At 62.8% G+C, this 25,404-nt stretch carries 22 protein-coding genes; 10 read left to right on the top strand and 12 right to left on the bottom strand.

Features of this window, described 5'->3' with window-relative positions:
- Positions 1 to 8: 8 nt before the first annotated feature.
- From VRS74_RS01515 to lexA, 6 genes are all read left to right on the top strand, one after another.
- Positions 9 to 593 (top strand): anthranilate synthase component II, encoded by a 585-nt coding sequence (locus tag VRS74_RS01515; protein ID WP_354143469.1) that lies wholly within the window; start codon positions 9 to 11, stop codon positions 591 to 593.
- On the top strand, positions 590 to 1,582 hold the full coding sequence (gene trpD / locus VRS74_RS01510; protein WP_354143468.1) for an anthranilate phosphoribosyltransferase: 993 nt from the start codon (positions 590 to 592) through the stop codon (positions 1,580 to 1,582). Before VRS74_RS01515 ends, trpD begins: the two co-directional genes overlap by 4 nt.
- Positions 1,583 to 1,590: 8 nt before the next feature.
- On the top strand, positions 1,591 to 2,376 hold the full coding sequence (trpC, locus tag VRS74_RS01505) for an indole-3-glycerol phosphate synthase TrpC (protein WP_354143467.1): 786 nt from the start codon (positions 1,591 to 1,593) through the stop codon (positions 2,374 to 2,376).
- Positions 2,377 to 2,543: 167 nt separating this feature from the next.
- The gene (moaC, locus tag VRS74_RS01500; RefSeq protein WP_354143466.1) at positions 2,544 to 3,017 is read left to right on the top strand and encodes a cyclic pyranopterin monophosphate synthase MoaC; all 474 of its coding nucleotides are present in this window, start codon (positions 2,544 to 2,546) and stop codon (positions 3,015 to 3,017) included.
- Positions 3,014 to 4,210: a molybdopterin molybdotransferase MoeA gene (locus VRS74_RS01495; protein ID WP_354143465.1), complete on the top strand. Its 1,197-nt coding sequence runs from the start codon at positions 3,014 to 3,016 to the stop codon at positions 4,208 to 4,210. Before moaC ends, VRS74_RS01495 begins: the two co-directional genes overlap by 4 nt.
- Positions 4,211 to 4,297: 87 nt before the next feature.
- Positions 4,298 to 4,987, top strand: coding sequence for a transcriptional repressor LexA (gene lexA, locus VRS74_RS01490; protein WP_354143464.1), 690 nt, complete (start codon positions 4,298 to 4,300; stop codon positions 4,985 to 4,987).
- Between the two features lie 54 nt (positions 4,988 to 5,041).
- Here the strand turns inward: lexA and VRS74_RS01485 are convergent, their stop codons facing one another.
- Entirely contained in the window at positions 5,042 to 7,258 is a 2,217-nt protein-coding gene (locus tag VRS74_RS01485) for a ComEC/Rec2 family competence protein (RefSeq protein ID WP_354143463.1), read from the bottom strand.
- A 28-nt stretch (positions 7,259 to 7,286) separates the two neighbouring features.
- On the opposite strand from VRS74_RS01485, the gene gltX reads away from it, so the two are divergent.
- From gltX to VRS74_RS01470, 3 genes are read left to right on the top strand one after another with little or no spacing between them, the layout of a single operon-like run.
- Positions 7,287 to 8,720 (top strand): glutamate--tRNA ligase, encoded by a 1,434-nt coding sequence (gene gltX / locus VRS74_RS01480; protein ID WP_354143462.1) that lies wholly within the window; start codon positions 7,287 to 7,289, stop codon positions 8,718 to 8,720.
- 43 nt (positions 8,721 to 8,763) lie between these two features.
- Entirely contained in the window at positions 8,764 to 10,050 is a 1,287-nt protein-coding gene (locus tag VRS74_RS01475) for a citrate synthase (protein WP_354143461.1), read from the top strand.
- A gap of 3 nt (positions 10,051 to 10,053) precedes the next feature.
- The gene (locus VRS74_RS01470; RefSeq protein WP_354143460.1) at positions 10,054 to 10,263 is read left to right on the top strand and encodes a hypothetical protein; all 210 of its coding nucleotides are present in this window, start codon (positions 10,054 to 10,056) and stop codon (positions 10,261 to 10,263) included.
- Positions 10,264 to 10,288: 25 nt separating this feature from the next.
- Here the strand turns inward: VRS74_RS01470 and VRS74_RS01465 are convergent, their stop codons facing one another.
- The 4 genes from VRS74_RS01465 to VRS74_RS01450 form a co-directional block, all read right to left on the bottom strand.
- A complete protein-coding gene (locus VRS74_RS01465; protein WP_354143459.1) occupies positions 10,289 to 11,668 on the bottom strand; it encodes a sensor histidine kinase in 1,380 nt (459 codons plus the stop codon).
- Between the two features lie 4 nt (positions 11,669 to 11,672).
- Positions 11,673 to 12,650, bottom strand: coding sequence for a hypothetical protein (locus VRS74_RS01460; protein WP_354143458.1), 978 nt, complete (start codon positions 12,648 to 12,650; stop codon positions 11,673 to 11,675).
- A gap of 2 nt (positions 12,651 to 12,652) precedes the next feature.
- On the bottom strand, positions 12,653 to 13,825 hold the full coding sequence (locus VRS74_RS01455; RefSeq protein ID WP_354143457.1) for a hypothetical protein: 1,173 nt from the start codon (positions 13,823 to 13,825) through the stop codon (positions 12,653 to 12,655).
- Between the two features lie 91 nt (positions 13,826 to 13,916).
- The gene (locus tag VRS74_RS01450; RefSeq protein ID WP_354143456.1) at positions 13,917 to 14,234 is read right to left on the bottom strand and encodes an Hpt domain-containing protein; all 318 of its coding nucleotides are present in this window, start codon (positions 14,232 to 14,234) and stop codon (positions 13,917 to 13,919) included.
- A gap of 70 nt (positions 14,235 to 14,304) precedes the next feature.
- Between VRS74_RS01450 and VRS74_RS01445 the strand changes: the two genes are divergently transcribed.
- The gene (locus VRS74_RS01445) at positions 14,305 to 16,923 is read left to right on the top strand and encodes a coiled-coil domain-containing protein (RefSeq protein ID WP_354143455.1); all 2,619 of its coding nucleotides are present in this window, start codon (positions 14,305 to 14,307) and stop codon (positions 16,921 to 16,923) included.
- Positions 16,924 to 16,946: 23 nt separating this feature from the next.
- On the opposite strand, the gene VRS74_RS01440 is transcribed toward VRS74_RS01445, so the two are convergent.
- From VRS74_RS01440 to nuoL, 7 genes are read right to left on the bottom strand one after another with little or no spacing between them, the layout of a single operon-like run.
- A complete protein-coding gene (locus tag VRS74_RS01440) occupies positions 16,947 to 17,237 on the bottom strand; it encodes a DUF1467 family protein (RefSeq protein WP_354143553.1) in 291 nt (96 codons plus the stop codon).
- Complete coding sequence (locus VRS74_RS01435) at positions 17,237 to 18,892, bottom strand: ribonuclease J (protein WP_354143454.1); 1,656 nt, start codon at positions 18,890 to 18,892, stop codon at positions 17,237 to 17,239. The genes VRS74_RS01440 and VRS74_RS01435 overlap by 1 nt, the downstream gene beginning before the upstream one ends.
- 13 nt (positions 18,893 to 18,905) lie before the next feature.
- Complete coding sequence (locus VRS74_RS01430; protein WP_354143453.1) at positions 18,906 to 19,682, bottom strand: type III pantothenate kinase; 777 nt, start codon at positions 19,680 to 19,682, stop codon at positions 18,906 to 18,908.
- Between the two features lie 10 nt (positions 19,683 to 19,692).
- Positions 19,693 to 20,403: a biotin--[acetyl-CoA-carboxylase] ligase gene (locus VRS74_RS01425; RefSeq protein WP_354143452.1), complete on the bottom strand. Its 711-nt coding sequence runs from the start codon at positions 20,401 to 20,403 to the stop codon at positions 19,693 to 19,695.
- The gene (gene nuoN / locus VRS74_RS01420; RefSeq protein ID WP_354143451.1) at positions 20,400 to 21,863 is read right to left on the bottom strand and encodes an NADH-quinone oxidoreductase subunit NuoN; all 1,464 of its coding nucleotides are present in this window, start codon (positions 21,861 to 21,863) and stop codon (positions 20,400 to 20,402) included. The genes VRS74_RS01425 and nuoN overlap by 4 nt, the downstream gene beginning before the upstream one ends.
- Complete coding sequence (locus VRS74_RS01415; protein WP_354143450.1) at positions 21,863 to 23,416, bottom strand: NADH-quinone oxidoreductase subunit M; 1,554 nt, start codon at positions 23,414 to 23,416, stop codon at positions 21,863 to 21,865. The genes nuoN and VRS74_RS01415 overlap by 1 nt, the downstream gene beginning before the upstream one ends.
- Entirely contained in the window at positions 23,416 to 25,404 is a 1,989-nt protein-coding gene (nuoL, locus tag VRS74_RS01410; RefSeq protein WP_354143449.1) for an NADH-quinone oxidoreductase subunit L, read from the bottom strand. Before nuoL ends, VRS74_RS01415 begins: the two co-directional genes overlap by 1 nt.

Here is a 25,404-nt window from a genome sequence, read left to right as displayed (position 1 = left end):
TGCCCGCAATGATCCTGGTTATCGACAATTACGACAGCTTCACCTTCAACCTGGTCCATTATCTGATGGAACTGGGTGCCGAGGTGCGGGTGGAACGCAATGACGCGCTGAGCGCCGCCGATGCGATCCGCACCAATGCCGCCGGCTTCCTGATCTCCCCCGGCCCTTGCACGCCCAACGAAGCGGGGATCAGCCTCGACCTGGTCGCCGCCTGCGCCGATGCGGGCAAACCGCTGCTGGGCGTGTGCCTTGGCCACCAGTCGATCGGCCAGCATTTCGGCGGAACGGTGCAGCGCGGCGGGCTGATGCATGGCAAGACCTCGCCGGTCAGCCATGACAACAGCGGCGTGTTCGAAGGCATCCCCTCGCCCTTCACCGCCACGCGCTATCACAGCCTCGTGGTCGAGAACCCGCCCGAAGAGCTGATCGTGAACGCCACTTCGGACGACGGTTTCACCATGGGCTTCCGCCATCGCGACTTGCCGATCCACGGGGTGCAATTCCACCCCGAAAGCATCGCGACAGAGCATGGCCACGAGATGCTGGCCAATTTCCTGCGGATCTGCGGCATGGATGCGAGGCTGCCCGCATGAGGCATCTTCCCCTCGCCGTTCCGCATATGAGCGAAACCGAGGCCGAAGAGGTCTTCGGCTGGATCCTCGACGGCGAAGCAAGTGAAGAGGAGATCGCGCGCTTCCTGCTGGCGATGACCGACCGCAGCGAAACCGCAGAGGAAATCGCAGGCGCCGCCCGCGCGCTGCGTGCTCGACTGATCCCGGTTGCTGCGCCCGAAGGCACGGTCGACTGCTGCGGCACCGGCGGTGACGGGCACCACACGCTCAACGTCTCCACTGCAGTTAGCCTTGTCGTCGCAGCGTGCGGAGTCCCTGTCGCAAAGCATGGCAACCGCGCCGCTTCATCGAAAGCGGGCGCAGCCGACACGCTCGAGGCGCTCGGGCTCGACATGGACGCAGCCGGGCGCACGGCCGAAAAGACCCTCGCCGAGATCGGCATCTGCTTCCTCTTCGCGAAGAACCACCACCCGGCGATGGGGCGTATCCAGCCCATTCGCCAGAAGCTGGGCAAGCGCACGATCTTCAACCTGATGGGCCCGCTTTCGAACCCCGCCGGGGTCAAGCGCCAGCTGATCGGGATCGCACGCCCCGGCTATGTGCCGATCTATGCGGATGCGAAGGCGCGGCTGGGCACCGAGCGCACCTTCATCGTTTCGGGCGACGAGAGCATCGACGAGCTCAGCCTTGCAGGCGGCAACGAACTGGCCGACGTGACCGGCAATGATTTCGAGATGCGCCGTGTCTCCGCCGACATGGCTGGCTTGGAACATGCGCCGGTGGAAGCGATCCGCGGCGGCGATCCGGCGCACAACGCCAAGGCACTCAAGGCGCTGCTCGATGGCATGCCCGGCGCCTATCGCGATGCCGTGCTCTTCAACGCGGCGGGCACGCTGATCGTTGCAGGCCGGACCGAAGACTGGCGCGAAGGCGCCGCCATGGCGGCCGAGGCGCTCGACAGCGGCAAAGCCGCGCACTTGCTCGCGCGCTGGATCGAATTGGCCAAGTGAACGCCGCGATGAACAAACTTCAGGAAATCTGCGCCACCAAGCGGATCGAAGTCGCCCAGCGGCGTGCCGAACGCTCCGGCACCGCGCTCGACCATGCCGCTGCCGGGCAATCGGCTCCGCGCGGTTTCGAAGCGGCATTGCGCGTAAAAGCCACCAGCGGTTTTGCTCTGATCGCGGAGATCAAAAAGGCATCGCCTTCCAAGGGCCTGATCCGGGCGGATTTCCAACCCGCCGCCCATGCCCGCGCCTACCAGCAAGGCGGTGCAGCCTGCCTCTCGGTGCTCACCGATGCGCCCTATTTCCAGGGGCACGAGGATTTCCTGGTCGAAGCGCGCGGCGCCTGCGACCTGCCGGTGCTGCGCAAGGACTTCATGGTCGACCCGTGGCAGGTCGCCGAAGCCCGCAGCATCGGGGCCGATGCGATCCTGATCATCGTCGCCGCGCTGGAAGACGCGGAAATGGCCGAGATCGAGGCTGCTGCAATCGAACGCGGGATGGACGTGCTGGTCGAGGTTCACGACGAAGCCGAAATGGAGCGTGCCGCGCGCCTCCAATCCCGGCTGATCGGGGTCAACAACCGCGACCTGCGCACATTCGTAACCGACCTTGCGGTTACCGAGCGGCTTGCCCCGCTTGTACCCGAAGGCACGCTGCTCGTCGGCGAAAGCGGGATCAATTCGTATCAGGAATGCCAGCGGCTCGCCCTATCGGGCGTGCGCACCTTCCTGGTGGGTGAAAGCCTGATGCGGCAGGACGATGTTGAGGCAGCCACGCGGGCACTGCTCGAAGGTTGAACTGTCCTACACGCAGAGTTTGCGGCATAGGTGAGTGGATGAAGCTCCGCCCCGCCCTCCCTAGGTCGCCTCTTGCCGCCATGCTGTCGGGCAGGCGGTTTTTTAATTCCTGAACTATGTCGCATGTGTCGCATGGCTCGACTGTTCGATCCGCAAGGAACCAATCCATGAGCAAGCGCCTGACCCATATTGACGAGATCGGCACTGCACGGATGGTCGATGTCGGCGCCAAGCCGGCCACGGCGCGCATGGCCAGGGCTGGCGGATACATTCGCATGAATGCGGAGGCTCTCGCAGCGATCAAGGCTGGCAACGCGCCCAAGGGCGACGTTCTTGGGACGGCGCGAATCGCCGCGATCATGGCTGCCAAGAAGACCGGCGAGCTGATCCCGCTGTGCCACCCGCTCGCTATCGACGCGGTCGATGTCGATTTCGCCTATGGGAGTGACGGCATCCGCGTAACCGCCACTGCTTCGCTAACCGGCAAGACCGGGGTGGAAATGGAAGCGATGGTCGCCGCGTCGGTCGCGCTGCTGACGATTTACGACATGGCCAAGGCACTCGATAAAGGCATGGCGATCGGTGACGTGCGCCTGCTTGAGAAGACCGGCGGAAAGTCGGGGCATTGGGTCGCCGATTGACCGATAGCCCTGCCCTCACACTTGAAGAAGCGCAGGCGCGCGTGCTCGCCCTGGCGCCGGCAATGCCGGTCAAACGGGTCGCGGCGACTGAGGCAGTCGGGCGTTATCTGGCCGAAGATCTGGTTGCGCGGCGCGCCCAGCCCTCGGCCGACCTCTCGGCGATGGATGGCTATGCGCTTTGCGGGGTCGGCAGTTGGCGGATAGTCGGCGAAAGCCGCGCGGGGGCGCCCTTCGACAGCAAGCTGATGTGGGGCCAGTGTGTGCGCATTTCGACCGGAGCGCATATGCCAGCAGGTGCCGATCGCGTGCTGATCCGGGAAGAGGCAGAACTGCTTCAGCCCGATCTCGTCACTGTCTCGCATGATATCCCGCCGGGGCAGCATGTCCGCAAGTGCGGTTTCGACTTCGCAGAGGGGGACAAGGTGCTCGCCGCAGGAACCCGGATCGGCCCGGCGCAGCTCGCGCTGGCGATCAGTGCCGGGCATGGCCAGCTTCCTGTACGCCGTGCGCCGCGCGTGGCCGTGCTCGACAGCGGCGACGAACTTGCAGCCGATCCTGCCGATTGCGGCGATCACCAGATCCCAGCGAGCAATGGGGCAATGATCGCGGCCATGCTGGGCGCGCTTGGCTGCGAGGTGCTGCGGATTGGTCCGGTGGCGGACGATGCTGAGGCGCTGGCAGCTGCCCTGGAGCAAGCAGAAGGCGCGGATATCCTTGTCACCTCCGGCGGCGCCTCGGTTGGCGATCATGATTTGATTCGCCCGGCGCTCGAAGCCTGGGGCGCCCGGATCGATTTCTGGAAGGTCGCGATGAAGCCGGGGAAGCCGGTTATGGTCGCAACGCGCGGGACGCAGGTGATCCTTGGCCTGCCCGGCAATCCGGTGTCGAGCTTCGTCACCTGCTTTCACTTCGTGATGCCACTGGTGCGTGCGGCAATGGGCGCCTCCATGCCGGTTCCGCGCAAGGCGATGCTGGTGTGCGGAACCGAATTGCCGGCAATTGGCGGTAGGCGCGAATTCCTGCGCGCTGCGTGGGACGGAACATCGGCCACGCTGGTCGATTCGCAGGATTCTTCGGCGCTCGCTTCGCTTGCTGCAGCGAATTGCCTGATCGACCGGCCTGCCGGGAGTGAGATGGTCGAAGCGGGAACATCTGTTCCGGCATACCTGTTGGAAAATGGCGGAATTGCTTGACTTGGCGAATCGGGTTGCCTAATTGTTCTACATTCGTTCACCATGTTCAGGTGGGCGTGGAACAGGCGGCCAAGGGAGGTTTTCGCCATGCTGACTGCCAAGCAGCACGAACTCATCCGTTTCATCCAGCAGCGGCTTGAGGAAACGGGCATTTCACCTTCATTCGAGGAAATGAAGGAAGCGCTCGATCTCAAGAGCAAGTCAGGCGTGCACCGGCTGATTTCCGCTTTGGAGGAGCGTGGCTTCATCCGTCGCCTGGCCAATCGGGCGCGTGCGCTCGAAGTGATCCGCATGCCGGAAGATGCCGTGCCTGCAGCCAAGCGCAGTGCACCTGCCAATGATTCCGTGTCGGTAGCGCGTGCAGCGCAACCCGCCATGCGCGAGCCGGCCAATGACGTGATTGAGATCCCCCTGCATGGCCGCATCGCCGCGGGCGCGCCGATCGAAGCGCTTGAAGGACAGGCGAGCATGCCGGTTCCTGCCGCCTTGCTCGGCCCGGGCGAGCATTACGCGCTCGAAGTATCTGGCGACTCGATGGTCGAGGCGGGCATTTTCGATGGCGATTATGCGCTGGTGCGGCGCACAGATACTGCGCGCGATGGCGAGATCGTGGTCGCGCTGGTGCGCAACGAGGAAGCGACGCTCAAGTACCTGCGCCGTGTGAACGGGATGATCCAGCTTGATCCTGCCAATGGGGCCTATGAGCCGCAGGTCTATCGGCCTGACGAAGTGGTGGTTCAGGGCAAGCTCGCGGGCCTGCTGCGCCGTTACCACTGATTGACCTGATAGCGCGCCGGGCACTGTCCCCCAACTTGTCGGCTAGCTCCCCGGCTAGTCTCGACGTCCGGCGCGCCACCATCCATGCTCGCCCTGATGGTCGGCAACCCTCCGGATCGCTTCATCTTCGAGCACGATCGCGATCCCGCCAGAGCGCTGCAGGAAGCGCCGGTCGGCCTTGAGCCAGCGGGGTCGGCATGATCGGGGAAGCCATCGGTCGGCGACCACGATATCCGCCCGCTCGCATGCTGCGGCAAGCGCCCGCTCTTCGATCTGCAGATTGTTTCGGGCGAGCAACAAGCTCCAATTGCGCCCTCCACGCTCGATCGAGGCGACGCAGAAATCCTCACTGCAGCGCGAACCCGGCCAGTCGGCAAGCAGCACCGGCTCGGCCTCCACTCCAACCAATTCCAGCAGATTGTCCCGCGTGTAACTCGAACGGCTATCGCGCAGGGTGACAAGTCGCGTCCCCTCACCATCCTTGCCGGGCACCGTGATGCCGACATGCCGTCCGTCGCCTGAGATCAGGACGTCAGGCACTGGGGTGGCGACAAAGAAAGCGGTCGCGATTGCAGCCGGAACCAGTCCCAACAACCGTCGCTGGCCTTTCCAGAGCGCCAGCCACAGCCCGCCCGCTATGAACATGGCGAAGGTGATTCCGCCCATTTGCGGCATCAGCTTGACCGCTCCCGGTTGCGCAGCGGTCCAATGCGCTATCGCAAGGAGCAGTTCAATCGATTGGCCAACGAGCCACCACACCGGCGCACCCAGCCCCACCAGGTCCAACAGCAGGGCAATCGCGATCAGCGGCATGGTGATGAAGGTTACCAGCGGGATCGCAACGACATTGGCAAATGCGCCATAGACCCCCGCCCGATGGAAATGGAACAGCACGATCGGCATCAAGGCGATCTCGATCACCAGCCCCGTAACCAAAAGCATTCCCCCTCGCCGCCCTACCCAGGCCAGCCACCCCTCTTCGCGCGGTGCGAGGAAAGCCTTCACCGGGGCGCTGTTGTGCAGCGCGACGATTGCGATCACCGCAGCAAAGCTCATCTGGAAACTGGGACCTACGAGCGCCTCCGGCCAAACCAGCATCACTGCAAAGCCGGCTACGGCAATCATCCGCAAGGACAGCGGGTCACGTCCCAACGCAAGGGCACCGAGTACCAGCAATGCAGCGATACAACTCCTCACCGTGGGCACTTCGGCACCGGTCAGCAGCGTATATCCAATACCTGCCAAAGCGCCGATCGCGGCCGCTGCGATGGGCAGGCGCACTCTCAGCGCCAGCCCCGGCCACAAAGCGAGAAGCTTCATCGCGAGCAAATAGGCCCCGCCGATCACCGCGCTAACATGCAGCCCGCTGATCGAGAGCAGATGGGTGAGCCCGGCATCACGCATGGCGTCTTCATCGGCTACGGAGATCGCCCCGCGATCTCCGCTTGCGAACGCGGCGGCAATGCTTCCGGGAGCACCGGAAAGGTGGCTTCGAACATGCCCGGACAGTGCGCGCTGGACAGACGCCAACCCGCCCTCCTCTGGAGGCGCAGACTGCACAACCTCGATGGCCCCCATGGCGCTGCCGGTTGCAGAAAGGCCCTGGAACCAGGCCGCCCGCGCGAAATCATAACTCCCCGGAAGCATCGGTGGTGCAGGCGGCATCAGCCTGGCGCGCACCCGCACAACCGCACCTTCGGCAATGCGAGCGTCCATCTGCTCGATCGGCACATTGATACGCAGCTTTCGTGCCTCGCCGGTCTCCGCATCGCGCACCGCCAAAATCAGCCGCACCCGATCCTCGGCCGGTCGGTCCTCGCGCTCAAGCACATAGCCCTGCAAGCGCTCGACGCGCGGATAGTCGATCGCATGCGCGCCAACTGCTTCCGAGCGCATCCAAACCACTGCGATCCCTGCGGCAAAGAACAGGCCAATCGCCACCAGCGACTGGCGCAGATGAGCCCTGCTGGCTCCATTGGCGGCTATGCCGTCACGCCACAATGCCGCTCCAGCCAAGGCCAGCAAGAGGCCAGCGCCAATACCCGCGCTCCATTGCCACGGCGTGTCGAGAACAAACCACGACGCGATACCCAAGGCGAACACCACGGCCAGCCACGGCCCGCGATCGAACCCGGCGCTGGCTAGAAATTGCTCGGCATTCTCCACGAGACTGGACATGCGCGGCACCTTGCGCCAATGGCGCTGCACTGCAGCATCGCCGGCGTCGGCTCCATTCGCTATCGGTACCACGGGCGTATGGGGCGTCGCCATCCAGGCATTTGAAAGGAATCAGAGACTTATGGCAAGCGAAAGCGGCGCGCGGACCGATGCAGTGGTCACCCGCTTTGCCCCTTCACCAACCGGTTTCCTTCATATCGGCGGCGCGCGTACCGCGCTGTTCAACTGGCTGTTCGCTCGCCACCACGGCGGCAAGACGCTGCTGCGGATCGAGGATACCGATCGCAAGCGCTCCACGCAGGAAGCGATCGAGGCAATTCTCGACGGGCTGGACTGGCTCGGGCTCGACTATGACGAAGCCCCCGTGTTCCAATCGGAGCGCGGCTCACGCCATGTCGAAGTGGCCGAAAAGCTGCTTGAGCACGGCTTCGCCTATAAGTGCTACGCAACCCAGGAAGAGCTCGAAGAGATGCGCGCCGCACAGCGCGCCGCCAAGCAGCCAATCCGTTATGACGGGCGTTGGCGCCATCGTGACGCATCCGAAGCTCCGCTGGGTACACCCTTCGTCGTTCGCCTCAAGACACCTGAAGAAGGCGAAACGACTATCGAGGACAAGGTCCAGGGTAAAGTCATTGTCCGCAACGAAGAGCTGGACGACTACATCCTGCTGCGTGCGGATGGCACGCCCACCTATATGCTCGCAGTCGTCGTCGACGATCACGACATGGGCGTGACCCACATCATTCGCGGCGACGATCACCTCAACAATGCTTTCCGCCAGCTCCCCATCTATCGCGCAATGGAGCAGATCGAAGGCGGATGGCCCGATCCGATCTATGCGCATATCCCGCTGATCCACGGTTCTGACGGTGCAAAATTGTCGAAACGGCACGGCGCGCTTGGCGTCGAGAGTTACCGCGACGAGATGGGTATCCTACCGGAAGCCCTGTTCAACTACCTCCTCAGGCTCGGCTGGGGCCATGGCGATCGCGAAGAGTTCACTCGCGAAGAAGCTATCGACGCGTTCGACATCGACGGCGTGGGCAAAAGCGCCTCGCGCTTCGACCTCAAGAAGCTTGAGCATCTGAATGGCCATTACATCCGCCAGGCAGACGATGCCCGACTGGCGCAAATCTGCGCGCCGATGATCGGTACAAATGCCGATCTCGATCTTCTCACTCGGGCTATGCCGGTTCTCAAAGTTCGCGCAAAGAACCTTCTGGAACTTGCTGAAGGTGCAGCCTTTTTATTCGCCAAGCGACCTCTCGAGCTGACCGAAAAGGCAGCTGAGCTGCTGGATGGCGAAGCCCGCCAGCGTCTTGGGCTACTTTCGGCGCGCCTCAAGGCGGAAAATAGCTGGACAATCGAGGCTCTCGAAGCCACTACGAAAGCATTCGCCGAGGAACTTGAACTGGGCCTCGGCAAGCTCGCGCAGCCATTGCGCGCGGCCCTTACCGGAACGACGACCTCGCCCGGTATCTTCGATGTTCTGGTCCTTCTGGGACGGGAAGAAGCGTTGGCACGGATCGACGCGCAGGCGGCTGCAGCGGGCTGACGGCACGCAGGGCCAGCGAGCGCAGGATTGAAGGAGAATTACGTTGGCGGACAAGAACGCAAAGCTTGAACTGGGGGGTCAGACCTACGAGTTCCCCGTCCTTGAAGGTAGCGTGGGCCCGGATGTCATCGATATCCGCAAGCTTTACGGCCAGACCGGCGCCTTCACCTTCGATCCTGGCTACAAATCGACTGCGAGCTGCGAAAGCGCGCTAACCTATATCGACGGTGATGAAGGTGTCCTGCTCCACCGCGGATATCCGATCGGCCAGCTCGCCGAACATTCGTCCTTCATGGAAGTCGCATATCTCTTGCTGAACGGCGAACTGCCCAAGTCGGACCAGCTCGACGATTTCACTTACACGATCACCCGCCACACCATGCTGCACGAACAGCTGTTGCAGTTCTATCGTGGCTTCCGCCGCGACGCGCACCCGATGGCTGTGATGTGCGGCGTGGTCGGGGCACTGTCTGCCTTCTACCACGACAGCACCGACATTTCGGATCCGCATCAGCGCAAGATTGCCAGCCACCGCCTGATTGCCAAGATGCCGACCATCGCGGCGATGGCCTACAAGTACTCGATCGGCCAGCCCTTCATCTATCCGGACAACTCGCTGTCCTACACGGGCAACTTCCTGAAGATGACCTTCGGCGTGCCTGCAGAAGAATATGAAGTGATCCCGGCGGTCGAACGCGCGATGGATCGCATCTTCATCCTGCATGCCGACCACGAGCAGAATGCTTCGACTTCGACCGTGCGCCTCGCCGGTTCTTCGGGTGCGAACCCGTTTGCCTGTATCGCGGCCGGCATCGCTTGCCTGTGGGGCCCGGCCCATGGTGGCGCGAACGAAGCCGCGCTCAATATGCTCAAGGAAATCGGCACGCCCGATCGCATTCCGCACTATATCGAGCGCGCCAAGGACAAGAACGACCCGTTCCGCCTGATGGGCTTCGGCCACCGCGTCTACAAGAACTACGATCCGCGTGCGACGGTTATGCAGAAGACTGTGCGCGAAGTGTTCGATGCGCTGAAGGTCAAGGACCCGCTGTTCGAAACCGCCCTCCGTCTCGAAGAAATCGCGCTTAGCGACGACTACTTCATCGAGAAGAAGCTGTTCCCGAATGTCGACTTCTACTCGGGCATCATCCTGTCCGCGATCGGCTTCCCCACCACCATGTTCACCGCGCTCTTCGCGCTGGCCCGCACGGTTGGCTGGGTCGCCCAGTGGAACGAGATGATCTCGGATCCAGGCCAGGTGATCGGCCGGCCGCGCCAGCTCTACACCGGCCCGGCGGAGCGCGATTACGTGCCCGTCAGCCAGCGCTGAGCCATGGCGAAGCGTATCCTCAAGCTCGTCTTGCAGGTTTTCGGCGTCGCGCTGATCCTGTCGGGCGGGCTGTGGACGCTCCAAGGGCTCGGCATTGTGATGTGGCCGGCCGAAAGCTTCATGCTGGCTGACCGCAGTTGGGCGCTATACGGCGGCATTACCGTGCTGGTGGGCGCGATCCTGATCTGGGCTTCAGGCCGCATCCGCAGCTGAACTTGCGCGTGCCTACCTTGTCGCCTTAGTCTGTCGGAGGCAGCGACAGGATGAAGCAGGCGCCCTTCCCGGCTTCGCTTTCGACAAGCAATTCGCCGCCCATCGCCTGCGCAAGCCGCCGCGAGATATAGAGCCCCAGCCCCGAGCCGCCATCCCCGGATCGGCCGAGCCGCTCGAACTTCCCGAACACGCGCTCTTGCTGCTCGCGGGTCAGGCCCGGCCCTTGATCCCGCACAGTCACACAGGCCGCGCCCCCACGCCATGGCCCAACAGAAATCTCTACCCTTGTGCCTTCGGGTGAATAATTGATGGCATTGCCCAGCAGGTTCAGTAGCACCTGCAACACGCGGCGCGCTTCGCCAGTGGCAGCAAACGAGCCTCCATCATCGGGTGCGACGAGGGAAATGTTCTTGGCCTGCGCCCGCGTCGCGAGCATGCCCGCCGCTTCGCGCGCCAGCTTGGCCAGATCGATCGCCTGCTTGCTCGTCGAGAAACCCGGTGCCTCAACCGCTTCGAGATCCCCAAGATCGTCAAGCAAGGTCGACAGATGCTTGCCCGCCGCAACAATATCCCCGGCGTACCCCACATACTCCTCGCGCAATGGACCAGCGAGGCGTGAGCGAATCGTCTCTGCATTGGCAATGATCCGCGCCACGGGCTTGCGCAAAGCCGGGGTCAGTGCATCGCCGATCAGTCGGCTATTGGCATCATCGCCTGGCCCATCATCGTCTTGCGATTGCGGAACCGGCTGTTCGGCCACAAGCAGAAGCTCGAAACCGCGCGGCACAATTTGGTCAGTGCCAAGCGGGATCAGGCGCGCGCGCCAATCGCGCAGCGACCCGTCGACACGGCATTTGACCCCATCGAGCAGTCGCCAGTGCAGTGGCTGGCGGTGCGAAATTCCGATCAATTCGACATACTCGACCCACGGCTTTCCCGCCTGGGTCCGTGTCAGGCCGATCAGTTTGGCGAGGTCCGGAGCCGTGCCTTCGCCCGCCAACAGCCGCTGATTGCCATCGAGCCTTGCCGAGAATTCCGCAGTCGCGCGATCGATCGCATCCTGCCGTTCGGTAGCTTCGCGATCGTCTTCAGGAGGAAAGGCCTCGCGGCGCCAGTTTTCGATCAGTATCTCGCATCCATCATTGCCCTCACCCGCTTGCGGATGGATGCGGACAAAACCCGATACGCGTGCATCGCCGTCTTGCGCCGAAAACTCGCGCGCGATCCGCAAGCTCATGCGGCGGCCTTGCTGCACCAATTCGAGCAGCTCGGGCACAGCCAGCTTGCCGGGTATGCGCCCGCCGCAGCGTTGCTGCAGCTCGGCCAGCGGCTGATCCGCAGTCAGCAGCCGGTCCTCGCTGTCGGTCAGCCCGCGCGCGGCCAGAAGGGAATCGGGTGCAACCATCGCTTCAGCTGCCGCGTCCGGCAGCGGCCCCCTTTAGCAGCGCCACGGCCTCTTCGGGGGCAACGTCTACGATGCCTTGCGGCACCGCCAGATCGCGATGAATTACCACGAACTGCCGTGCAATTTCCTCGGACTTCAGCCCTCCGCTGCGCAAAGCGAGCGCCAAGCGGACCAACTGGCGCTCGTGGCATGACAGGATCGCCAGTTCGCGCGCCTGGCGCGACGTACGCGCCAGCGCAGTGGCAAACAGAGCGAGCCCTGCGTGTTCAAGGTCAAGCGCAGCGCGAATCCCGCCTGAAAGCCCCCCGATGAGCCGTGTAAGCAGGCCAAGGCGGCTCACGCTTTCGTCATAACTGGCGCGCAACACCTGCTCCGCCCTGTCATAAGCTCCGGGCTCCGAAGCGGCGCAGACCTTCCGGCCAAGCGCCAGCACTTCCAGGAACAATTCGGATGGCAACTCGCCCAGCGGCATGTCCATCCGCCGCTGCGCCTGCACGAAGCGCGCCTGTGCGCTCATCGTCGCCATCGCCAGTTCTGCGGTCGATTCGTCTGGAGATGCGATCAACTCCTGCAAAAGCGGAGTTAGGACCTGGTCAATCGAGCCGCCTTGTTCGAGCCGCTCACCCAACTGGCTTTCCATCGCAATGGCGTAGCAATGGCTCACAACGATGCCGCTCGCGGCCAGTCGCGCGGCCAATTCGGCCTGCATCCCATGCCCGAGATGGCAGTCCTTTTCTCCAAATTCGGCATGCGCGGCAATCACTTGGCGAGCAAGATCTCCCAGCATGCCCCGCATACGGGCCAGCACATCCTCGCTCACCAGCGCCTGTCCGGGAGAGGCCAGCAAATGGCTCAACACGGGTGCGACGCCGGACAACGCAACATCGCCTCGCGCCAGCTCCTGGCGCAAGGCGTCGCCCGCCCGCATCTGATCCTGTGGGTCCATCACAGCCTCTTTCATCGCCTGCTTATAGCGCGGCATGGTTAAGCCAGCGTTATCTGCGATTTCCGACGGAAAAACAGGCAGAAGCCAAGCGTAGCCACGCAAAGGGCGGCCATTGTCTGCTCAAGCGAACCGAACCAGGCGGAAACCAGAAGGACAAACGCGACGCTCGTTCGGTCGCGCCAGGCATTCTCCCCGCGGGCCGGAGCCAATGTCGCAGCTAGCCGTAGCAGGCCTATCAGCATCAGCGGCAGGAACACGCGTTCCAATGCGTTGTAGGCCGTGGCCGGAAGGGTAAGCACCGCCAGCAGCGCGAGGTCGAGCAGGTTATGCAGGAGCCGCGCCCTGCTCGCCGCACCGCCAGTCCCGCGCAAGCGGGATTTCAGCCCGGCAAGCGCCTCGCCGGATGCAAAGGCGAAGCTGCCCGCAAGGAAGCTCGCAACAGCAGGGAAGGCATAGTCATAGCTGGCGGATGCGATCGCGCCAACAAGGCCGAGCGCACCCAACACCATGGCGATCGTGCCCCCGCGCTCCAACCCATCGGGCGCAAGCGCGCGCGCCAGCCTCCGGCTTAGCGCAAGGCCGGGTGCGCTCCATGACACCTGCTCCACGCTGCGATCGAGCAAGGTCTCTTCTCGCTGGGCCAGTGCCGCGCGTTCTCGCACCAGCAGCCAATCCCCGCTTTCGAGCGCCTCCTCATCTAGGGGAATGAGCCGCGTGCCTGCCTGCAAGGCCAGGCGAAGAAGCAAGGAGATTGTATCGCTATCTGGCGGCATATCAGCCAGTTGCTGGGCGATATTGGCACGGGTCACGATGATGCCACCCCATGCATGGCTGGCATCTATGCGTTCAAATCCAGCCTCGATTCCCACATCGTCAGGCAAGGCAACCACCCCGCGCCCCTGCCCCATGAGTTCACGAACAAGTTCGCGATCCGCGACCAGCCCATCGGCAATCACAACCAGTTCCTGGTCTGCCGTCAGCAAGCCAACCAGTGGCAGCGGGCCGCGAACCATCTGGAAATCGAGCCCGAAACCCTCGACCTGTTCGCGAACTTCGTCGAGTTGCTCGCTCTCCCCATCGGCCAGGCACACGATCCGCGAGCATCCAAGGTCGCGCGCAAGATCTACCTGCCATGAGAGGAGGAAGCGTCCGCCGAGGCGCTGGAAGGCGCGCGGCCGCCCGCCCTGGGTCAATTCGAGTGTCGATAGCAATGCGGTGCGCAAAGCAGCTGATCCCCCAATTCCGGTTGATCATCCATAGGCGGAGCGCAACCGCGCTGCCAAGCCGCAGTTTTTCGTTGGATCAGGCCTGCGCTGGCGCGCGCCAACCGAGCCGTGCGATCGCCTGCTCTATTTCCCGCACGGCTCCGGGTTCACCGGGCACAGCATTCAACGCGGCTTCTGCCGCCTCCAGCAGTTCCTCTGCATGAAAGCTCGCGGCAAGCCCCTTCAGGCGCATGGCCGCAACTTGCCAATTCCCGTCGCAGCGCGCGCGCCGCAGCAAGTCGAGCTGGCGTTCGGCACTATCGACAAGTGCCGAGCGTAGCTCCGCCATCAGGGCAAGGTCCTGCCCCGCAGCCGCTGCCAATGTGGCATCAAGAGAACCGCTTTCATAAGCCATGGGATCGCGGATAGGCCATCAAGGGTTAAAGCGGGGTTTATCCTTTCGCAGAATCGGCTAGATTCCCTGCATGACCGGGGGATCCCATATCCGGGCCATTGGCCCAGAAGCGGCGCAGAACGCGCCTGAGCAAGCAATCGAGCATGTCTCGGATGAACCGATCATCCTGCAGGAGGAGTGGGTCGAAGAAGAGCCTGAACCCACCATGCGTCGGCGCTGGTACGACTGGATCGTGCCCGTTTCCGCCGTGCTTGCGATAGCCGGCTGGACTGGCTTCTACGGTTGGGCGTTCCAAGATCAGTTGCTCGCCCTGCCTAGTCCGCAAGGCTGGGTTCCCCTGATCGTTGACTGGTCGGTTCCGGTCTTGCTCATCGCCACCCTCTGGCTGCTCTCGATGCGACTGAGCCGCCGCGAAGCGGCGCGGTTTGGGGATGCAGCCAACCTCCTGCGGCAGGAATCGCGCGAGCTCGAAGATCGCCTTGCCGTGGTAAACCGCGAGCTCTCGCTCGCTCGCGAGTTCCTTGGGAGCCAGTCGCGCGAACTCGAATCGCTCGGCAGGATTGCATCCGAACGGCTATCCACCCACGCCAGTACCCTGCAATCGCTCATCAAGAACAACGGCGCTCAGGTGGAAGCGATCGCAAGTGTCAGCGATACAGCGCTGGCAAACATAGGGAAATTGCGCGACGACTTGCCTGTTATTGCCAATTCCGCACGCGACGTATCTAACCAGATCGGCCAGACCGGTCGCGCTGCGCAAGAGCAGCTGGAAAAGCTGGTTGTCGGGTTCGAGCGACTCAATGACTTTGGCAAGGCAAGCGGGCGGCAGGTCAACGCGCTCAGCGAACAAATCGAAGCCACCATTGGGCGCTTCGAAGGCCAGCTCACCCAGATCGAGCAGGTAACTGAAAGCCGCTTCGCGCTGATGGCCGAAAAGAGCGAGGAATTCAGGGTCGAACTGGATGGTCGCGAGGTCGATGCCCTGGCTGCCATGCGGCACCGGGCCGACGAGTTTCGCACATCGATCGGTGCGCTTGGCGAGCAATTGGCGTTGGATGCCGAGAACGGGCTGTCAGCACTCAAGGCCCAGGTTCAGACCCTGGCCGATGAAGCTGCGAAGGTTACCGCGTCGCTCAATGATGCGCAGGAAAATGCCATTGCGGGCCTCGATGAGCATAAGCAGCGGTTATACAAGGATATTGCCGAGGTGGTCGCGCGAATCGACCAGCTAGACCTGCATGCCGTTGCTGCCGGAAGGCGTCGCCTGGAAACATTCGCGCAGGAAACCGAACATCTCGATGCCCAGATCGCGGCGCGCGATGCCAGGTTTGCAGAAGCTGTCGCGCGCCGCCAGGACGAGTTCGATACGCGGGAGGCGCAGGCAAGCGAGGTGCTGGCCCAGCGCCTGACCGAACTCGACGAGATGCTGGCCGAGCGCAACGAAGCGCAGGCTGCCCAGCTGGAACAGCTTGTCGCGCATGGTTCGAGTGTTGCGGCCAAAATACAGGAACTCAGTGGCTTGCTCAGTGCCGTTGCGGAGCAATCGCAGCGGACGGAAACCACGCTCGGCGCAGGCATGGGCGATCTTGCAGAACGGCTTGGCCAGAGCCGCAGCGACCTGACCGAGACCGCGAATACTCTCGCCGAACTCACTGAAAGCGGGATCCGGCTACTAGAGATTATCCAATCGGGCGCTCGTGAAACGCGCGAAGCCCTGCCCAAGGCAATCGACCAGGCTGCCGCTCGCCTGGGCGAAGTCGAGCAGCGTGCGCTTCTCTTGAAGGAGAATGTCGATGCCGCTCATGAGCGAGGCAGCGGGTTAAACGACTACGTTATCGCCGCGAGAGAAAACGTCGCCCAGACTGCCGAGGATGTCGGAGCATTGCACGAACGCGTTGCAAAGCAATCCGACGAGAGCATGGCGAGGATCGCAGCGTTGCGCGATGCACTGGGAGAGCTTGAGCAAGATAGCGAGCGGGTGTCTGCCCGCACCGGCGAAGACTTGCGCAAGGCCATCGTCCAGCTGGAAGAGGCCGCGCGGCACGCCTTTGCCGCACTCGAAAGCGGTTCTGACGAAAAACTGGCGGAAGTTGCGGAGCAGATCGGTGCTCGTGCCTCTGCCGCGATCGAGCGTTCGCTTCAGGCGGAAGGTGCCGCCGCAGTCGAGCGACTTGAGGAAGCTTCCCTGCGCGCCTCGACTGCCGGCAAGGACATCGCGGCCAATCTGCGCGACCAGCTCGCCAAGGTGAACGAACTGGCGGCCAACCTTGAACAGCGTGTGGTGCGCGCACGCGAACTTGCGCAGGAACAGGTCGACAATGATTTCGCCCGGCGAATGGCGCTCATCACCGAGAGCCTCAATTCCAATGCGATCGATATCGCCAAGGCGCTTTCAGCCGATGTGGCGGACACCGCATGGGCGTCTTACCTCAAGGGTGATCGCGGTATCTTCACGCGCCGTGCTGTGCGGCTGGTCGACAATAGCGAAGCGCGCGAGATCATGGAGCTTTACGAGTCCGACCAAGCCTTCCGCGAACACGTCAGCCGCTACATCCATGATTTCGAGAGTATGCTGCGCAGCGTCCTCTCGACGCGGGACGGCAATGCGCTGGGCGTCACCTTGCTCAGCTCCGACATGGGCAAGCTCTATGTCGCACTGGCGCAAGCGATCGAACGACTGCGCGACTGAGGGTAAAGGCCCGGGACCGAAGGTTAAGGCTTGCTCTGCTCCGCGCTGGGTGGTGCCGGGAAGAAATCGATGTCTTCGGCTGTGATCCAGCCATACTGGTAATTGAGCACGTAAAGCCCGGTCAGCAGGGCAGCAACAAAGGTGGCGCGCATCGCGTGCCGCCCCGGCCGGAAGTTAGCTGGTGCACTGTCGGCCTGTCCCGGGATCTTCTCCAACCCGGCTTCATCATGCGTCTTCACGCCAAAAGGCAGCATGACAAAGGCCGTCATCACCCAGAACAGGGCGTAAATGGCCAGGATCGACGTCCACGCCATCATTGTTCGATCCCCAGCATGATCACCCTCACCTGTGGTCGCTTGCCGGACCAGCGCTGCGCCGCACGCCGCGCGGCAAGCCGCGCAGTCTCGTGCACCGTCGCCGTATCGCGCGCCACCTTGCCGCGGAGAGCGCTGATTGCCTTGCGGATATCTTCTGCGGCTTCTTCGAGGAAATTCGGCATATCTTCATCGAGGGGGAGACCGACAGCCTCCACCGTCGGCTCAAGCGCGCTATCCAGCACAACGATCACCAGCCCGTCACGCGCGATCCGGCGGCGCATGGTGACTGCCTCGCCATCGGCCGGCGCGATGATATCGCCGTCGAGGACTAGCCGCCCTGCCCGCACCTCGGCCAGCTTGCCCGGCGCCCCCGGCGCGAGGCGCACGATGTCGCCATTGCCTTGCACGACCGCCGCGGGGATGCCGCATTTTCGACCAAGCCGCGCCTGCTCGTGCATATGCCGCATCTCGCCATGCACCGGCACAAGCAATTGCGGCCGCAGCCAGCCATAGAGCGCTTCGAGTTCGGGGCGCCCGGGATGGCCAGATACGTGGATTGCACTCTGCCGGTCAGTCACCATCACGATCCCGCGCTGGGCCAGCTGGTTCTGTACTCGCCCGATGGCAAGCTCATTGCCCGGTATCTGGCGGCTCGAGAACAGAACCACGTCCCCCGAAACCAGCTCGATCGGATGGTTCTCGTCCGCAATCCGCGCAAGCGCGGCCCGCGGCTCGCCCTGCCCGCCAGTGGCGAGGATAAGCACTTCCCCCCGCGGCAGGCTCATCGCAGTGTCGAAATCGACCGTTTCGGGGAAGTCCTGCAAATAGCCGGTAGCTTGCGCGACTTCGATGATGCGATCGAGCGAACGCCCGGCCACGCAAAGCTGGCGCCCCGTCTCGCGCGCGACATCTCCCAAGGTCTGAAGGCGAGCTACGTTGGAGGCGAAGGTTGTCACCAGCACGCGCTTTCCGGCGTGTCGCGCAACCTCTTCCATCAACCCGCGATACACTGCACCTTCGGAGCCGCTGGGGTTGGGATTGAAGACATTGGTCGAATCGCACACGAGCGCGAGGATCCCATCGTCACCCATGGCGACCAGTTCTTCCTCCGTGGTCGGCTCCCCGATGATCGGCTCCTCGTCGAGCTTCCAGTCGCCTGTGTGGAACACGCGCCCGTAAGGCGTCTCGATCAGCAGCGCATTCCCTTCCGCGATCGAATGCGCGAGCGGAACATAGGTGACTGTGAACGGGCCGAGGTTGAGGGTGCCATGGTCGTCCTCGATCACATACAGGTCGACGCTGTCGGCCAGCCCTGCCTCTTCCAGCTTGTGCTGGACGAGGTCGGCGGTGAACGGCGTGGCGTAAAGCGGAACGCCCAATTCGGCCGCGAAATACGGCACTGCGCCGATATGATCCTCATGCGCATGCGTCAGCACGATGCCGAGCAGGTCCTTGGCGCGCTCCTCGATGAACTCGAGATCGGCGAAGACCAGCTCGATCCCGGGATATTGGTCGCCCGAGAACGTCATCCCCAGATCGACCATCATCCACTTGCCCTGGCAACCGTAGAGATTGACGTTCATGCCAATCTCGCCCGATCCACCGAGGGCAAGGAAAAGCAATTCGTCCTCGGGACTGAAATTTTTCTTCATCGAATGGTCCGGCTCAGGCCCCTGCCCGCGCGGCAAGGATCGCGAGCCCTTCGAGCGTCAAATCGGCGTCGACCGCGTCGAAAATGCCGGTGTGCTCGTCGAACAGGATTGCGAGGCCGCCGGTTGCGACAACCTTTGCAGGGCGTCCGATTTGCTCGCGCATGCGGGCGATAAGGCCCTCCATCATGGCGACATAGCCCCAGAACACTCCGATCAGCATCTGGTCTTCGGTGTTGCGGCCGATCACGTTGTTGTTGCCCGGGTTCCTGATGGCGATGCGCGGCAACTTGGCCGTGTTGTTCACCAATGCATCGAGCGACAGATTGATCCCGGGAGCGATGATCCCGCCCTTGTAGGCACCCGTAAAATCCACCGCGTCGAACGTAGTCGCGGTGCCGAAATCTACCACGATCAGGTCGCCGCCATACTTCTCATGCGCGGCAATGGCGTTGAGCGCGCGGTCTGCGCCAAGCGAGCGCGGCTCGTCGACGTCAACGGCGATGCCCCAGTCCGCATCGCCTTGCCCGGCAATCAGGGGCGTGACTCCGAAGTACTTCTCAGCCAGCACGCTGATGTTGTGGATCGCGCGCGGGACTACCGATCCAATGATGATCTGCTTGATCCGGCTCTTTTCGACACCTTCGATCGCCAAGAGCTGGAGCAACCACACTGCATACTCATCGCCGGTCCGCCGGGGATCGGTAGCTATGCGCCAGCGCGCCTTAATCTCGCCGCCGTCAAACAGGGCGAAGACCACATTTGTGTTTCCAACATCGACTGCGAGCAGCATCCTGCTTCCCCTATTCGATTACCACATCACCGGCGTGGACGGCCTGCGTCTTGCCATCGGCACGGCGCAACAGCAAGGCGCCGCTCGCGTCGAGCCCGGCAAATTCACCCGCCAGCGCTTCTCCGCTCGCATCGTGAACCTTCAGCGGTGTTCCGGGCCGGTGTGCAGCGGCCTGCCAGCGGCGCAACAGCAATTCGAGCCCGTGGCTGCGCCAGCGGACGATTTCAGCCTCGAATGCCGCAGCAAGCCGCTCAGCAAAGTCGGCGGGCGCCGGAGGGGTCGTGACGTCAGCCAGGGCGATTGTCCTGCGATCGGGCAATTGCGGCGCAGCGCGCAAATTCACTCCTATGCCCACGACGACCGCCCCCCCCGTAGCTTCGAGCAGAATGCCCGCAAGCTTGGCTCCACCAAGCAGCACGTCATTGGGCCATTTGAGCATCAATGCAGAGGGATCAGGGCAAAGCGGCAGAACGGCCTCATAGACCGCGAGACCGGTCGCCAGCGCCAGCGAATGCGCAGGCGGGTCGCCCGGTCCCGGCCTGACGACGGTCGAGCCCATGAAATTGCCCGCCCCGTCAAACCACTGGCGGCCTTGCCGTCCGCGTCCCGCGACTTGCCGCTGTGCAACAAGCCAATCGCCTTCCCGCACATGCTCTCCTGCGCCGAGGCGCGAAAGCAAGTCAGCATTGGTGGAGCCGGTCTGCTCTACGAAGGTGATCACACGCCGAGGAACAGTGCGCTGGCAGCCTTGTCAGCAAGATCGCCCAGCGAAGGCGTGAGCAGGTAGCCGAGCGGCGAAATGATCAACGAGGTGATGCCAAGCACCGCCCAATGGCTGGCATTGCTCTTGCCCGTTACGACGCCCTTGGATTCGTCGAACATGATCACCTTGCACACCTTGAGGTAGTAGAAGGCGCCGATCACGCTGGCGGCAATGCCGAGCGCGGCGAGCACGATCATGTCGGCTTCCACCGCGGCCTGGAACACCACGAACTTGCCCCAGAAGCCGAACAGCGGCGGGATACCAGCCAGGCTCAGCATCAGGAAGAACAGGCACCATGACAGCAGCGGCTGTTCGCGCACCATGCCGGACATGCTGGAAATGCTTTCCACCGGTGCGCCCTCTGCATCCTTGAGCATCAGCACCGCTACGAAGCTGCCGAGCGACATCGCCATGTAGATCCACAGGTAGACCAGCATCGCGCTGGCACCCTGCGCGGTTGCCGCGGCAAGCCCGATGAGGATGAAGCCAACATTGTTGATCGAGGAGAAGGCGAGCAGGCGCTTGATGTTGTCCTGCCCGATCGCGCCGAGTGCACCCACAACGATCGAAGCGAGCGCAAGGAAGATCACGATCTGGCGCCAGGCATCGACCTGGCTGCCAAACACCTCCAGCGCGACCCGCGCGATCAGCGCAACTGCGGCCACCTTGGGAGCCGTGGCGAAGAAGGCGCTCACCGGAGTTGGCGCGCCTTCGTAAACGTCCGGGGTCCACATGTGGAACGGGACGGCAGAGATCTTGAATGCCAGCCCTGCCAACACGAAGACGATGCCGAACAGGGCCCCGGTCGAAAGTTCACCCGAGATTGCCGCTGCCACGCCAACGAAGCTGGTGCTGCCGGTGAAGCCGTAAAGCAGGCTCATCCCGTAAAGCAGGATGCCGCTGGCGAGCGCGCCAAGCACGAAATACTTCAGGCCCGCTTCGGCCGATTTGTCGTCATTGCGGAGGATGGATGCCAGGACATAGGCCGCGAGGCTGTTAAGCTCGAGCCCGACATAGAGCGTGATCAAGTCGCCCGCGGAGACCATGATGCTCATGCCCAGCGAAGCGAAGACCACCAGCACCGGATATTCGGCGCGCATCGCCTTGAGCCGGTCGAAATAGGCGGGCGCGACGAGCAGGCAGCCGATTGCGCCGAGATAGATCAGCGCCTTGGCGAAGCCGGCATAGGCATCGGCGCGGAACAAATCGCCAAAGGCAGAAGTGGCCGGGCCAACCAGCCCGTCATGGAGCGTCGGGACCAACAGTACGCCCGCACCAAACAGGCCGATGCAAGCGAGGTAAGTGACCAGCTGTGCACGCCTGTCACCACCCCACGCGGCAACGAGCAGCAGAACCAGGCCTGTGCCGGTGAGGACGAGTTCAGGCGCGATCAGCGCAAAGGAGGCTGCAAAGTCCATTAGTGGGCTCCCTCCCCAGCTTCCCCGCCTTCATGCGGCATTTCATTGGCAATGTGACCGGTCGGCACGCCGACAACCAGCTGGCTGTCACCCGCCGGCGCAGCACGCGCGATCCGCGCTTCGAGCGATGCGATGTCCTGCCGCATCGGGGCAAGGAAGCTTTCGGGGTAGACGCCCATCCACAGCACTGCGGCCGCAATCGGAGCGAGCATCGCCCATTCGCGCTTGTCGAGATCGAGCATAGCGGCGGCATCGGCGTTCTTCTGCTCGCCAAAGGCCACGCGGCGATAGAGATAGAGCATGTAAGCCGCGCCCAGGATGATGCCGGTCGTGCAGGCCAGAGCCACCCAAGTCGACACCTTGTAGATACCCGCCAGCGCTAGGAATTCGCCAATGAAGTTGCTGGTGCCCGGCAGGCCCACGCTCGCCATGGTGAACAGCATGAAGAACAGCGCGTAATAGGGCATGTTGATCGAGAGGCCGCCGTAGCGGTCGATCTCGCGCGTATGCAACCGGTCGTAAATCACGCCCACGCACAGGAACAGCGCGCCCGAAACGAGCCCGTGGCCCAGCATCACCATCATTGCGCCTTCAAGGCCCTGCACGTTGAAGGCGAACAGGCCGGCGGTGACGATCGCCATGTGCGCAACCGACGAATAGGCGATCAGCTTCTTCATATCGTGCTGAACCAGCGCGACGAGCGAAGTGTAGATCACGGCGACGATCGAGAGGCCGAACACCAGCCAGGCCAGCTGCGCGCTCGCTTCCGGGAACATCGGCAGGCTGAAGCGGATGAAGCCGTAGCCGCCGAGCTTCAACAGCACGCCGGCAAGGATCACCGAACCGGCAGTGGGCGCCTGCACGTGCGCGTCAGGCAGCCAGGTATGCACCGGCCACATCGGCATCTTCACCGCGAAGCTGGCGAAGAAGGCAAGCCACAGCCAGGTTTGCGCCCCGGCCGGGAAGTCATACTGCATCAGTGTCGGGATGTCCGAAGTGCCTGCGGTGTTGACCATCCAGAACATGGCGATCAGCATCAGGACCGAGCCGAGCAGCGTGTAGAGGAAGAACTTGTAGCTCGCGTAAATGCGGTTGTCCCCGCCCCACACGCCAATGATCAGGTACATAGGAATGAGGCCGGCTTCGAAGAAGATGTAGAACAGGAACAGGTCCTGCGCGGCGAACACGCCGATCATCAGCACTTCCATGATCAGGAAGGCAGCCATGTATTCGCCGACGCGCTTGGTGATCGCTTCCCAACTGGCGAGGATACAGATCGGCATCAGGAACACGCTGAGCATGATCAGCATCAGCGCGATCCCGTCGATCCCCAGCGCATAGCTGAAGCCCGCGAACAGAGGTGCCGTTTCGACGAACTGCCACTGGGCGCCGCCGATCTCGTAATTGACCCACAGCACCACGCCCAATGCGAGATTGGCGAGCGTCGCCACCAGCGCGGTCATCCGCGCCGCCTGCGCTTCAAGGAAGAAGCAGGCGATACCCGCAACCAGCGGGACCAGCAGCATCACGGAAAGGATCGGAAACCCGTCCATCAGAAGAGAACCCAAGTAATCGCGGCGACCAAGCCCAACAGCATGATCAGCGCGTAGCTATAGAGATATCCGGACTGCACCTTCTTCGCGACAACGGCGCCCTGCTGCACAAGCCAGGCAGCGCCGTTCGGTCCGAACCGGTCGATCGTGCCGACATCGCCCATCTGCCAGAAGATGCGGCCCAGCCAGAAGGCCGGTTTGACGAAGAGGAAGTTGTAGAGCTCGTCGAAGTACCACTTGTTGTACACGAACTGGTGCACGACGCGGAATTGCTCGACGAACTTGCCCGGGATCGACGTGTTCCTGATGTAGGCCCACCAGGCCGTGACGAAGCCCAGCAACATCACGATGGTGGCCGTCAGCTTCACCCACAGCGGCACGCCATGAAGCGCATGGATCAAGTTCGCGTTGTAATAGATCGACCCGGCCCAGAAGTCCTCGCCGTCGATGAACGCCCCCTTGAAGACGAAACCGGCGAAGATCGCGCCTACAGTCAACGCTCCCAGCGGCACCAGCATCGACAGCGGGCTTTCATGCGGATGGTAGCCACCTGTGGTGTCTTCGCCCGCCTGCTCCGGAGTCTTGTGGACGGTGTGCTGGATGTGTTCGCTCTCGATCCAGCGCGGCTTGCCGTAGAATGTGAGGAACACCAGTCGCCAGCTATAGAAGCTGGTGAGCAGCGCCGCACCCGCACCGGCCCAGAATGCGAAGTTGGCCATGCCGGTGCCGCGCGCAAATGCCGCCTCGAGGATTGCGTCCTTCGAATAGAAGCCCGCGAAACCGAACACGCCAAGAACGCCTACACCGGTGATTGCCAGCGTGCCTGCCATCATCGCCCAGAAGGTGAACGGGATGTGCTTACGCAGGCCGCCGTAATAGCGCATGTCCTGCTCGTGATGCATCGCATGGATCACCGATCCGGCACCAAGGAACAGCAGAGCCTTGAAGAAGGCATGCGTGAACAGGTGAAACATCGCCGCGCCATAAGCGCCGACGCCCGCCGCGAAGAACATGTAGCCCAGCTGCGAACAGGTCGAATAAGCGATGACGCGCTTGATATCCCACTGCGTGGTGCCGATCGTTGCGGCGAAGAAGCAGGTGGCAGCACCGATGAACACCACGAAACCGAGCGCGACTGGCGCAGCCTCGAACATGGGCGACAGGCGGCAAACCATGAACACGCCCGCGGTCACCATGGTCGCGGCATGGATCAGTGCGGAAACCGGGGTCGGGCCTTCCATCGCATCGGGCAACCAGGTGTGGAGGCCGAGTTGCGCCGATTTGCCCATCGCGCCGATGAACAGCAGGATGCACAAAATATCCATCGTGTGCATGCGGTAGCCAAGGAAACCGATGGTCGATCCGGTCATGCCCGGCGCCGCGGCAAGGATTTCCGGGATCGAAGTCGTCTGGAATACCAGATAGGTGCCGAAAATGCCCAGCATGAAGCCAAGGTCGCCGACACGGTTGACCACGAAGGCCTTGATCGCTGCGGCATTGGCGCTGGGCTTCTTGAACCAGAAGCCGATCAGCAAATAGCTGGCCAGGCCCACGCCTTCCCATCCGAAGAACATCTGGACGAGGTTGTCCGCCGTCACCAGCATCAGCATGGCGAAGGTGAACAGCGAGAGATAAGCGAAGAAGCGCGGCTGGTCCGGGTCTTCCTCCATGTACCCCCATGAATAGAGGTGCACGAGAGCGGAAACGCTGGTGATCACCACCAGCATCACGGCCGTAAGCGTGTCGACGCGCAGCGCCCAGTCGAAGGTGAGTGTGCCGCTCTCAACCCATTTGAGGACCGGTACGACGGTCGCTTCGGCACTTCCGGTGAGGAAGCCGATGAAGATTGGCCAGCTCAGCGCACAGGAAGCGAACAGCGCTCCAGTCGTGATCGACTTGCTGACCGTATTGCCAAGCATGCGGTTGCCCAACCCCGCGACGATTGCCGCGAGCAAAGGCAGGAAAACGATGAGAAGGATCGATTGCAC

The sequence above is a fragment of the Altererythrobacter litoralis genome (assembly GCF_036324225.1).
Classification (GTDB): Bacteria; Pseudomonadota; Alphaproteobacteria; order Sphingomonadales; family Sphingomonadaceae; genus Erythrobacter; species Erythrobacter litoralis_A.
This window is presented reverse-complemented; position numbering and strand designations above follow the sequence as displayed.

What these genes read in the sequence shown, in the direction of transcription:
- VRS74_RS01515 (WP_354143469.1), top strand. Translation starts at nt 9, where the DNA reads ATGATCCTGGTTATCGACAATTACGACAGCTTCACCTTCAACCTGGTC.
- trpD (WP_354143468.1), top strand. Translation starts at nt 590, where the DNA reads ATGAGGCATCTTCCCCTCGCCGTTCCGCATATGAGCGAAACCGAGGCC.
- trpC (WP_354143467.1), top strand. Translation starts at nt 1,591, where the DNA reads ATGAACAAACTTCAGGAAATCTGCGCCACCAAGCGGATCGAAGTCGCC.
- moaC (WP_354143466.1), top strand. Translation starts at nt 2,544, where the DNA reads ATGAGCAAGCGCCTGACCCATATTGACGAGATCGGCACTGCACGGATG.
- lexA (WP_354143464.1), top strand. Translation starts at nt 4,298, where the DNA reads ATGCTGACTGCCAAGCAGCACGAACTCATCCGTTTCATCCAGCAGCGG.
- VRS74_RS01485 (WP_354143463.1), bottom strand. Translation starts at nt 7,258, where the DNA reads ATGGCGACGCCCCATACGCCCGTGGTACCGATAGCGAATGGAGCCGAC.
- gltX (WP_354143462.1), top strand. Translation starts at nt 7,287, where the DNA reads ATGGCAAGCGAAAGCGGCGCGCGGACCGATGCAGTGGTCACCCGCTTT.
- VRS74_RS01470 (WP_354143460.1), top strand. Translation starts at nt 10,054, where the DNA reads ATGGCGAAGCGTATCCTCAAGCTCGTCTTGCAGGTTTTCGGCGTCGCG.
- VRS74_RS01465 (WP_354143459.1), bottom strand. Translation starts at nt 11,668, where the DNA reads ATGGTTGCACCCGATTCCCTTCTGGCCGCGCGCGGGCTGACCGACAGC.
- VRS74_RS01460 (WP_354143458.1), bottom strand. Translation starts at nt 12,650, where the DNA reads ATGCCGCGCTATAAGCAGGCGATGAAAGAGGCTGTGATGGACCCACAG.
- VRS74_RS01450 (WP_354143456.1), bottom strand. Translation starts at nt 14,234, where the DNA reads ATGGCTTATGAAAGCGGTTCTCTTGATGCCACATTGGCAGCGGCTGCG.
- VRS74_RS01445 (WP_354143455.1), top strand. Translation starts at nt 14,305, where the DNA reads ATGACCGGGGGATCCCATATCCGGGCCATTGGCCCAGAAGCGGCGCAG.
- VRS74_RS01440 (WP_354143553.1), bottom strand. Translation starts at nt 17,237, where the DNA reads ATGGCGTGGACGTCGATCCTGGCCATTTACGCCCTGTTCTGGGTGATG.
- VRS74_RS01435 (WP_354143454.1), bottom strand. Translation starts at nt 18,892, where the DNA reads ATGAAGAAAAATTTCAGTCCCGAGGACGAATTGCTTTTCCTTGCCCTC.
- VRS74_RS01430 (WP_354143453.1), bottom strand. Translation starts at nt 19,682, where the DNA reads ATGCTGCTCGCAGTCGATGTTGGAAACACAAATGTGGTCTTCGCCCTG.
- nuoN (WP_354143451.1), bottom strand. Translation starts at nt 21,863, where the DNA reads ATGGACTTTGCAGCCTCCTTTGCGCTGATCGCGCCTGAACTCGTCCTC.
- VRS74_RS01415 (WP_354143450.1), bottom strand. Translation starts at nt 23,416, where the DNA reads ATGGACGGGTTTCCGATCCTTTCCGTGATGCTGCTGGTCCCGCTGGTT.